This is a genomic window from Luteitalea sp. (genome assembly GCF_022842525.1).
Classification (GTDB): Bacteria; Acidobacteriota; Vicinamibacteria; order Vicinamibacterales; family Vicinamibacteraceae; genus Luteitalea.
On record NZ_JALHPM010000030.1, the window covers coordinates 38,087 to 47,601 of the forward strand.

9 protein-coding genes and 1 pseudogene are annotated in these 9,515 nt (G+C 70.3%); 5 read left to right on the forward strand and 5 right to left on the reverse strand.

From position 1 onward, the window contains the following. Positions 1-18: 18 nt before the first annotated feature. Positions 19-1,227: a sialidase family protein gene (locus Q0C41_RS08595; protein ID WP_291982843.1), complete on the reverse strand. Its 1,209-nt coding sequence runs from the start codon at positions 1,225-1,227 to the stop codon at positions 19-21. 61 nt (positions 1,228-1,288) lie between these two features. Between Q0C41_RS08595 and Q0C41_RS08600 the strand changes: the two genes are divergently transcribed. The 4 genes from Q0C41_RS08600 to Q0C41_RS08615 all read left to right on the forward strand — a co-directional run bounded on the left by Q0C41_RS08600 (position 1,289) and on the right by Q0C41_RS08615 (position 3,920). Continuing rightward, entirely contained in the window at positions 1,289-2,431 is a 1,143-nt protein-coding gene (locus Q0C41_RS08600; RefSeq protein WP_291982845.1) for an amidohydrolase family protein, read from the forward strand. Between the two features lie 52 nt (positions 2,432-2,483). Next, on the forward strand, positions 2,484-2,687 hold the full coding sequence (locus tag Q0C41_RS08605; protein WP_291982847.1) for a type II toxin-antitoxin system VapB family antitoxin: 204 nt from the start codon (positions 2,484-2,486) through the stop codon (positions 2,685-2,687). A gap of 2 nt (positions 2,688-2,689) precedes the next feature. Next, on the forward strand, positions 2,690-3,118 hold the full coding sequence (locus Q0C41_RS08610) for a PIN domain-containing protein (protein ID WP_291982849.1): 429 nt from the start codon (positions 2,690-2,692) through the stop codon (positions 3,116-3,118). A gap of 121 nt (positions 3,119-3,239) precedes the next feature. Beyond that, positions 3,240-3,920 (forward strand): hypothetical protein, encoded by a 681-nt coding sequence (locus Q0C41_RS08615; protein WP_291982851.1) that lies wholly within the window; start codon positions 3,240-3,242, stop codon positions 3,918-3,920. 26 nt (positions 3,921-3,946) lie between these two features. Here the strand turns inward: Q0C41_RS08615 and Q0C41_RS08620 are convergent, their stop codons facing one another. The 4 genes from Q0C41_RS08620 to Q0C41_RS08635 all read right to left on the reverse strand — a co-directional run bounded on the left by Q0C41_RS08620 (position 3,947) and on the right by Q0C41_RS08635 (position 9,013). Then, positions 3,947-5,320, reverse strand: coding sequence for an FAD-linked oxidase C-terminal domain-containing protein (locus Q0C41_RS08620; RefSeq protein WP_367079184.1), 1,374 nt, complete (start codon positions 5,318-5,320; stop codon positions 3,947-3,949). Positions 5,321-5,331: 11 nt separating this feature from the next. Continuing rightward, positions 5,332-6,288 carry a TlpA disulfide reductase family protein gene (locus Q0C41_RS08625; RefSeq protein ID WP_291982855.1) on the reverse strand — a complete coding sequence of 319 codons (957 nt, stop codon included), beginning with the start codon at positions 6,286-6,288 and terminating at the stop codon, positions 5,332-5,334. Then, positions 6,285-8,123, reverse strand: coding sequence for a thioredoxin family protein (locus tag Q0C41_RS08630; RefSeq protein ID WP_291982857.1), 1,839 nt, complete (start codon positions 8,121-8,123; stop codon positions 6,285-6,287). Before Q0C41_RS08630 ends, Q0C41_RS08625 begins: the two co-directional genes overlap by 4 nt. A 161-nt stretch (positions 8,124-8,284) precedes the next feature. Then, entirely contained in the window at positions 8,285-9,013 is a 729-nt protein-coding gene (locus Q0C41_RS08635; RefSeq protein ID WP_291982859.1) for a response regulator transcription factor, read from the reverse strand. A gap of 106 nt (positions 9,014-9,119) precedes the next feature. On the opposite strand from Q0C41_RS08635, the pseudogene Q0C41_RS08640 reads away from it, so the two are divergent. Beyond that, positions 9,120-9,515 (forward strand): annotated as a pseudogene (locus tag Q0C41_RS08640) (S9 family peptidase); the annotation flags it as partial.

Below are 9,515 nucleotides of genomic sequence, written 5' to 3' on the forward strand. Positions count from 1 at the left end.
GAACCGCCGGCAGGCGCGCTACGGCTCCCAGATGGTCGCGCCGATGAACCGCTCGGTGTTGCCGACGTTGTAGTAGTACGCCGTCACCAGCTTGCCGTCCGGACGCTGCACCGTGCGCGGGTAGCCGAGGTCCCAGGTGCCGCCGTCGCTGCGCAGGACGACCTCGTCGTTCCAGGTCGCGCCCTCGTCGCTGCTGATGCGGGCACGGATGCCGTACGGCTCCGCCCGGTAGCCGTAGGTCACGACGAGACGCCCGTCCTTCAGCTTCACCAGGCTCGGCGGATTGCCGCGACCCGTGTCGGGCACCGCACGCGTGACGTGCCGCCACGTGCTGCCGTTGTCATCCGACCGGTAGGCCTCGATCCAGCGGCGAAATCGCACGGTGGTCAGCAGGCTGGTCGGTGAGAGTCGCACCGACGAAGGCATGATGCCGTAGTCGGTGTCGGCCGGTTCGTCGTGCACGTAGCCGAGACGCGTCCAGGTCTTGCCCCCATCGGTCGTCCGCGCGGCCACGACCCGCCCCTCCTTCTTGTTGGTCTTGCCAGCCGTCAGGAAGATCGTCATCGTCTGCGGCCCGTCGACGACGTAGTCCGTGCGGGCGGCGAGACCGGGCGTGCCGAGATCGGGCAGCGCGAAGGGACCCTGCCACTGCCGGCCGCGATCGGTCGAGTAGTAGAAGCGCGACGGCCCGACGTGGATGCTCGCCATCCGCGCCGTGAAGACGAAGTCCGGGTGCGTGAACGGGATGTTGCCCGGGCTCTCGGTGACGGGGCGGCCGGCTTCGACGGGGACGCCCGCCTGCTGGACGCCCGGCGGCGGCTTCAGTCCCTCGGGATGCTCGAGGGACCACGTGACGCCGCCGTCGAGGCTGCGCGCGAGCAGGTGCTCGGCCGGGCGGGTGTAGTCGATCGAGTGCCCGCCCTGGTTGTCCTTGAAGTAGCCGGCCTCGAATCCGAGGAGGATCTCGTTGCCCCACGCCCAGATGCCATGATTGGCGGGCCAGCCACCGTAGCGGCCGGTGACCTTGTACACGTCCACGTGCTGAGCGTTGCGGGCGGGCCGCGACGTCGGCTGTGGGGGCTGGCCGAGGGTGCCGGCCGACGGAGACGAGATGTGGGAGGGCCGGCTCGCCGAGCCGGCCGTGAGGGATGGCTGAACCGCGACACCGACGACCAGCGCGCATACGCTCAGCGGCAGCACCATCTGGGCAAGGAGTGATTGGGGCATGCGAGAGTCTCGCACCATTCGAAATACGTTTCAAAAAATTGCTGCACCGTTGACGGTCGGCATGGCTGGGCTGGTGCTGGGCGGCGCGGCCGCATGGACCGTCGCGCAGGAACGTGAACCGGAGCCGCCGATGGGGCAGGCCCTCTTCGTCGGCGAGTCGGTGCTCAAGCCGTACGACCCCACGCCGGCACTCGTCCTGCGCGAGACGCGCGTCGATCGCCCGAAGTACCCGGCCACCGACATCCATGCCCACTGGTCGGCCTCGCTGGACCCGTCCGTGCTGCTGAAGGCGATGGACGACCTCGGCGTCGAGCGGGCCGTCAATCTCAGTGGGGGATTCGGGCCGCAGCTCGAGCGCATGCTGGCGCGCTATCACGACGCCGCGCCGGGGCGGCTCGTCATCTTTGCCAACGTCGACTTCAGCCGGATCGACGAGCCGACGTTCGCGGCCGACCACGTCTCGATGCTCGAACGTGCGGTGGCTCGGGGCGCCGCCGGCCTCAAGATCTTCAAGAACCTCGGCCTGACGATCAAGGACCGCAGCGGCGCCGTCGTCGCCATCGACGACCCGCGCATCGACCCGATCTGGGCGGCCTGCGGGCGCCTGAAGATTCCGGTGCTGATCCACTCGGCCGATCCGGTCGCGTTCTTCGATCCCATCGACGAGAAGAACGAGCGCTGGCTGCAGCTCAAGCGCCATCCCGACTGGAGCTTCCACGGCGCGGCCTTCCCGAAGCGGGAGGAGGTGTTGCGGCAGCGCGACCGCGTCGTGGCCCGCCACCCGACGACGACGTTCATCGGGGCGCATCTCGGGGACAACGGCGAGGATCTCGCCGCGCTGGAGCGACGCCTGGCGCGCCTGCCCAACTTCGTCGTCGACCTGTCGGCGCGCGAAGCCGAACTCGGCCGGCAGCCCTACACGGCGCGGGCCTTCCTGATCCGCTGGCAGGACCGGGTGCTGTTCGGCACCGACCGGTATCCGGGCCGCGTCGACCAGCCACGCCATCGCCTGTACTACCGGCTGCTCGAGACGGCCGACGAGTACTTCAAGTACTACGACCATCCGTTTCCGCCGACGGGCGAATGGCGCGTCTACGGCCTGCACCTGCCGGATGGGGTCCTGCGGAAGATCTACCAGTCCAACGCCGATCGCGTCCTCGGCTGGCGCGTGCGCGATCGTGCGCAGGCGCGCCCCCGTCCGTGACGAGAAGCCAGGTGGTCTTGTCAGGGATTCTGGACGACGTTAGGATGGATTCATGAAGACGTCGGTGGATATTCCCGAGCGGGAGCTGGAAGATGCCATGCGCTTCACGAAGGCACGGACCAAGCGCGACGCCATCGTCACGGCCATCGTCGAGTTCAACGCGCGTCGGCGCGTGGCGGAACTGACCAGATTTGCGGGGACCTGTGATCAGTTGCTGACGGTGGCGCAACTGCAGGCGCATCGTCAGCAGGGCTGACCATGGTGCTGGTCGACAGCTCGGCGTGGATTCACTTCCTGCGGCCCGACGGGGACGTCGAGGTGCGGCAGCGCGTCGACGCGGCGCTGCGGGCCGGGCTCGCGTGCTGGTGCGCGCCGGTGCGTCTCGAGCTGTGGAATGGCGCCGGCGGCGACCGCGAGGTGCGCACGCTGAAGGAGTTCGAGCGCGTCCTGCCCGACCTGGCCATCACCGCGGAGGTGTGGGACCTCGCGTACCAGCTCGCTCGGTCGAGTCGGCGCACTGGTGCGTCGGTGCCGGCAACCGACCTGCTGATCATGGCGTGTGCCCATCACCATGGGGCCGATCTCATCCACGGGGACGCGCACTTGGACCACATCGTCGACACGGCCAGCGGCGAGGAGCGGCCGGTCGCACGGGGCGGCGAGCGGCGTCGCCCGCGGCGCCCGTGAGGCCGCGCCTCACAATTTTCATCGTTCTGCCTCGTCTGCGCCGCATCGCCGACCGTCAATAGTCGGCGAGGGGCCGACGCCACGCGCACCGCGTGGCCCGTGCGTCTTCCCAGAGGTCGATGTGAGACACGGCAGGCACTGGATGACGGCGGGCATCGCGACGTGCGCGATCGTCGTGGCGGCAGCAGGCACCCTGATGGCGCGCCCGGCGCAGGAGGTGCCGGCGCATCCCGACCTCGGCGGGGTGTGGCAGTTGAATCGCGACCTCTCGACGCGTGCGGGCGGTGGCTCGGGAGAGATGCGGCCTCCCGCGGCGGGGCAGAGCGGCCGTGGTGGCGGCGCCTCTGGCATGGGGGGACGCGGGCGTCCCGGGGGGATGGGCGGTGGCCGTGGCGGTGGTCGCGGAGGGGGACGTCCCGATGAGGCCGACATGGCGCAGATGCGAGACACCCTCCGCGAGCTGCTGCAGCCTGCCGTGCGCCTGACCATCGTGCAGGGTGGCGACACCTTCAGCGTCACCGACGACCAGGGGCGGGTCCGGAAGTTCGTCGCCAACGGCAAGGACGAGAAGCACCAGCTCGCGGCGGCGACGGTCGAGACCCGCACGCAGTGGAAGGACGGCGGGCTGGTGACCGAGTGGAAGACGGGACGCGGCCCGACGGTCGTGCGCACGTACCGTCTCGACGCGTCGCGCCGTCAGCTGACGGTCGAGACGACGATGAAGGGCGGTCGCGCGGGCGCGCCGGACCGCGCACCGGTGCGTCATGTCTACGACGCGGCCGTCGACCCGCCGCAGGGCTGACTGGCCGGCGGGTCCGGTCAGTCGCGTCAGATCTCGAAGATCTTGCCGGGATTCATGATCCCCAGCGGATCGAGGGCCTGCTTGATGGCGCGCATCATCGCGATGGCGCCGTCGCCGGCTTCCTCGACGAGAAAGCGCATCTTGTGCAGGCCGATGCCGTGCTCGCCCGAGCAGGTGCCGCCCAGGGCCAGCGCCCGTCGCACCAGCGTCTGGTTCAGCGCTTCGGCGACGCGCCAGTCGTCGGTGTTCTCGGGGTCGATGACGTAGCCGAAGTGGAAGTTGCCATCCCCCACGTGTCCGAGCAGGTAGTGGGGCAGTCCCGTCGCCTCGGCCTCTGCCGCCGAGCCCAGCAGGCAGTCGGCCAGCCGCGAGATGGGCACACATGTGTCCGTCGAGATGATGCGTCGACCGGGATAGGCATGGACCGCGGCGAAGTACGCATTGTGCCGCGCCGTCCACAACCGCGTCCGCTCCTCGGGCGTCGTCGTCCACGCGAACGCCTCGCCGCCCTGCTCCAGTGCCAGCGCCTCGGTGAGGCGGGCCTGGTCGGCAACGTCGGTGGCCGACCCATGGAACTCCATCAGCAGCATCGGCTGTTCGGGCAGTGTCAGCCTCGAGTGGGCGTTGACCATCCGCACGGTGTGCGTGTCGATCAACTCGCAGCGCGCGATGGGGATCCCCGCCTGGATGATCGCCATCGCCGTGCGGACCGCCGGGGCGATGCCGGCGAACGAGCACGTCGCGGCGGCCACCGACTCCGGCAGCGGATGGAGTCGGAGGGTGATCTCGGTGATCACGCCCAGCGTGCCTTCGCTGCCGATCATCAGGCGCGTCAGGTCGTAGCCGGCGCTGCTCTTCCTCGCCCGCGTGCCGGTGCGAATCACGTCGCCGCCAGCCGTCACCACCTCCAGCGCGAGGACGTTGTCGCGCATCGTCCCGTATCGCACGGCGTTGGTGCCGCTGGCGCGGGTGGCGCACATGCCGCCGAGGGAGGCATCGGCACCAGGGTCCACCGGGAAGAAGAGTCCCTTGCCCTCCAGCGCCCGGTTCACGGCAGTGCGGGTGACCCCGGGCTGCACGGTGATGGTCATGTCCTCGGCATGGGTGGCGACGATGCGGGCCATGCGACTGACGTCGAGGCTGAGGCCACCGTGGACGGCGAGGAGGTGACCTTCGAGGGAGGATCCGGCGCCATACGGGATCACGGGCACTCGGGACGCCGAGGCGAGGCGCACGGCGTCGGCCACGTCCTGTGTCGACTCCGCGAAGACGACGGCCGCCGGCGGTGGTACGTGCGTGAAGGGCGACTCGTCGCGGCCGTGCTGCTCGCGCACGGACAGCACGGTGGAGCAGCGATCGCCGAACCGCGCCCGGAGTGCGGCCAGGCACTCGTCGGGCATGTCGCGCTGGCTCACGGCGTGGCGGCGGCCGACGGCGCGGCCAGGAGGGCCTGGACGCGCGGCTCGAGAGCGTCGCGGGTCATCTGTCCAGGGTGATAGAGCCGGATCAGGCCCTCGCGATCGACGAGGACGATGGTTGGCGTCGAGCTGACGCCGTAGCGGAGGTGGTTGGCGGTGTCGAGCGGGACCCCGGCCTCGGCGAGCATCGGGTAGGCCGCACGGCGCACCTGATCGATGTAGGGCGTTTCGACGTCCGGCGTCGCGTCGGTGCCGGCTTGCACGTAGCCATAGCGCTGCGTCGGCGCGAGCACGACCAGGCCCTGATCCCGGTAGGCCTGCTCCAGGGCGGCGATCACGGGGCCCATCTGTTTGCAGTCCGAGCACCAGTGCGCCCAGAAGAACAGCAGCACGACCTTCCCGCGCAGCGCATCGAGCGAAGGCGGGGTCGGACCGAGATGTTCCACGGCCGTGATCGACGGCGCTGGCGTGCCTTCGAGGCTCAGCAGGTTGATGTTCTTCTGGATGCGCTTCTCGATGGACGTGCCGGCGTGCGCGGTGCGCTCCCGTTCGAGGAACACCACGGCGTCGCTGCGCGCTCCGCGACGCGCCTCGACCTGTGCGAGCACTTCGACCGCGGCACCATAGGCGATCGGCAGCCGGGTCTCGGCATCCATGGGCCTGGTCTTCAGCATCGCCGTCGCCATGTCGTACACCGCCGTCGCGTGCCGTTCCGCCTCGTCGAGGCGGGCGGCGGCGAGGTGTCCGCGCCCGATCCACGAGTAGGCTTCCAGCCACTCCGGCGTTTCGCCCTGTGTCGCCTTGAACGCGTCCAGGGTGGCACTGGCCTCGGCGAAATCCTGCGCCGTGATCGCGGCCCGGACCTGCTGCACGAGCGGTGTCGTCGGCGCGGGCGGCTGGCAGGCCGCGCTCAGCAGCACGAGCACGAGGACGACAGTGGCGCGGGTCATCGCGCGCCGTTCGTGGTCGCCGCGGCGGTGCCCGGTCGCAGGACGACATAGGTCGGGAGGCCGACGGACTTGAAGCGGGCGAGCAGCGAGCGGGCGGGTTCGGCGTCCGGGTCCTCGGCCTGCACCTTCACCTTGACGTAGCCCTCGAGCGCCGTCTTGACGGAGGCATCCTCGAACGTCGTGGCGTCCATGGTCAGGCAGTTCTTGCACCACGTCGCCCAGAAGTCGATCAGCACCGGCTTGCCCTCGCGCTCGGCCTGCGCGAGGCCCGCGGCCAGCGACGACGTCCAGCCCTCCTGCAGTTTGTCCTGCACGCTGCGGCTGACGGCGCCGGCGTCCACGCGCCGATTCTCGAAGAGGGTGTAGGCGAGATAGCCGTAGTAGACGGCGGTGGCGAGGATGAGCAGACCCATGGCCTGCTTGACGCGGACCATCCACGCCCCGGGCTTGGGCAGCCACGCCATGCCCGCGCCGGCCAGCGGCCAGGGCAGGGCCATGCCGAGGCCCAGCACGAAGGGCAGGGCCAGCGCGATGGTCGTGCCGCCCGCGTAGAGGCTGCTCGAGAACAGAATCACCTGGATGACGACGGGGGCCACACAGGCGCCGGCGAGCAGCGCGGCCACGGCGCCCATCGTGAACGCCAGCGGCAGCGACCCGCGCTTGCCCTGCGTGTCGGGCCCGCGGGCGAGCGTCGAGAAGTCGATGAGGATGACGTCGAACATCGCCAGCGCCAGCACCACGAAGAGGATGGCGATGCCCAGGTTGAACCACGGCGAGGCGTTCAGCGTGCCGAACGTGCCGGCGGTCAGGATGACCACGAGCCCGAGCAGGCCGTAGACCAGCGCCATGGCCGCGCCGTAGGCCGTACCCAGCAGGAAGCCGCGCTGCTTCGAGCCGGCCTTGGCGCCGGCGCCGATGATGGCGAGGTTGATCGGCACCATCGGCAGCACGCACGGCGTCAGGTTCAGGGCGAGACCGCCGAGCAGCACGATGAGGAGAATGGCGAGCGGCCCGCGTCCGTCGAGCAGGCCCTTCTGCGCCACCCCGGACTCGGCGTCGCGGACGAACTGCAGGAAGTCGTCGGCCGCCAGATAGCCGCCCGTGGTGCCGCCGACCGTGAAGCGATCGAGCGTGGTCAGGACGTCCGCGTCACTACCCGACGTCCCCGTCGTCGCCGGTGGCGCGGCCTGGCTGGGGCCAATCGACCGTGTGGTCGGGGCCGCACCCGGCTGCGTCATCCGCCCCTGCGACAGGCGGGCGAAGACGTCCCCGTGGGCGCCGGCGCTCGCGGCGGTGCCGGCCGCGGCCACCCGGACCTTCCACTCGAAGCTGGCGGTCTGCGGGGCGAAGCACAGGCGGTCGTCGCACGCCTGATAGCGAAGGCGCCCGGGAATCACGAGGTCCCCGACCGGGGCGTCGCCAGCGATGGCCAGCTCCGCGCCGGTGACGAACTCATGATCGAATACCGCCAGCGGCTGCGGCTGCCCTTCCTGCTCGAAGTCCGACGGCGTGGGATAGATCAGATGGCGGACCACGACGCCCGCCGGCGCATCGACCGACAGCACCGTCGGGATGAGCGAGGGGTCGCGTGGTGCATCCGACTGGACGTGCAGACCGTCCGGCAGCTTGACCGTCAGCGCCACGCGTGTGGTCGACCCGGCCGCCACCACCGTGGCCGCGGCGTAGGGGGCCACCTCCGCCTTGGGGCGGCGCATCTGCGCCGACAGCCCGGAGACGACGCACAGCACGCCCACGAGCGACAGCAAGGCGGCGTGCGGCGACCACCTGAGAGACGGCCGAGCTGCAGAGGGTGGCGGCGCGGAGAAGATCTTCACCTCAGCATCGTACCAACTCGGGAGCGGCGTCTACTGCGTCACGGCGACGTGGTCCACCGCGACGGCGGTCGGCGACACGTCCAGACGGGTGCCTTCGCGCTCCACGGCGAGCCGGAGCGGCTCCCCTTCGCGCAGCGTGGAGAGGGCGAGAGAGAGCCGGCTCAGTCGTGGTCGCTGAACTTGTACCCGACGCCCCACGCCGTGAGGATCAGGGTCGGCTGCCGGGGATCGGTCTCGAGCTTCTTGCGCAAGCGGCTCACGACCGTGTCCACCGTCCGCTCGGTGACGTACGTGTCGCCGTTCCAGACCGTCTGCAGCAGGCGGGCCCGTGTGAAGACGATGCCACGCCGCGCCACGAGCTGATGGAGGAGGTCGAATTCCTGGCGCGTCAGGTCGGCCTCCGCGCCGTGCACCACCACGCGCCGCTTCTCGACGTCCATCGTGATGCCGGGCGCGAGGTCGAGCGTCGTGGACGGCGCGGCGTCGACGACATCGGTGTCGAGATGCAGGTGCCGCCGCATCACGGCACCGACGCGGGCCTGCAACTCCCGCACACCGAACGGCTTGGTCAGGTAGTCATCGGCGCCGCTGTCGAGGCCGACCACGATGTCGGCCTCCGAGTCCCGCGCCGTCAGCATCAGCACCGGCGTGCTCGTGTTGGGACCCGCGGTGCGCACGGCCCGGCAGAGGGAGATGCCGTCCAGGCCCGGCAGCATCACATCGAGGACGATGAGGTCGAACGGGGTCGCCCGCGCCACATCGAGGGCGTCGCGGCCGTTGGCCAGGTCCTCCACGGTGAAGCCCGCGAGTCCCAGATGGAGCTGCAGCAGCTCGCGGATGGACGCATCGTCCTCCACGACGAGCACACGTCGGTTGTCGACCACCGTCATCGGATGCGGCCATGGTACCTCAGCGGGTGACAGGCTTCACGAGGCGACCGTCCTCGATGGACCAGGACGTTGTCCGGCGGGACGTCGTGGTAGTGTCCCGGGCACCATGTCCGAGCTGAAACGCACGTGGGTCTCCACCGGGGTCATCCTCGCGCTGACGTGCGTGGCCGCCCCCGATCTGTCGGCGCAGGACCTCTCGATCGCGGCCCGGCTGTCGCAACAGATCGTGCGCATCTTCAGCACGGACACGTACACGCCTCCGCGCTTCGGGCCAGCCCGATGGCTGCCGGGTGGCGAGGCCTACACGCTGCTCGAGGCGTCTGCCGCGCCATCGGCGGGCACCGACATCGTGCGCTACGAGGCCGTCTCGGGGCAGCGGGCCGTGCTGGTGCCGGCCAGCCGGCTCACGCCGACCGGGGCGACCACCGGACTGGCCATCGACGACTACGTCTGGTCGTCCGACGGTCGCCGGCTCCTGATCTTCACCAACACCCGCAAGGTC

Coding starts and splice junctions, on each gene's coding strand:
- Q0C41_RS08595 (WP_291982843.1), bottom strand. CDS start 1,227: ATGCCCCAATCACTCCTTGCCCAGATGGTGCTGCCGCTGAGCGTATGC.
- Q0C41_RS08620 (WP_367079184.1), bottom strand. CDS start 5,320: ATGCCCGACGAGTGCCTGGCCGCACTCCGGGCGCGGTTCGGCGATCGC.
- Q0C41_RS08635 (WP_291982859.1), bottom strand. CDS start 9,013: ATGACGGTGGTCGACAACCGACGTGTGCTCGTCGTGGAGGACGATGCG.
- Q0C41_RS08605 (WP_291982847.1), top strand. CDS start 2,484: ATGAAGACGTCGGTGGATATTCCCGAGCGGGAGCTGGAAGATGCCATG.
- Q0C41_RS08625 (WP_291982855.1), bottom strand. CDS start 6,288: ATGACCCGCGCCACTGTCGTCCTCGTGCTCGTGCTGCTGAGCGCGGCC.
- Q0C41_RS08600 (WP_291982845.1), top strand. CDS start 1,289: ATGGCTGGGCTGGTGCTGGGCGGCGCGGCCGCATGGACCGTCGCGCAG.
- Q0C41_RS08610 (WP_291982849.1), top strand. CDS start 2,690: ATGGTGCTGGTCGACAGCTCGGCGTGGATTCACTTCCTGCGGCCCGAC.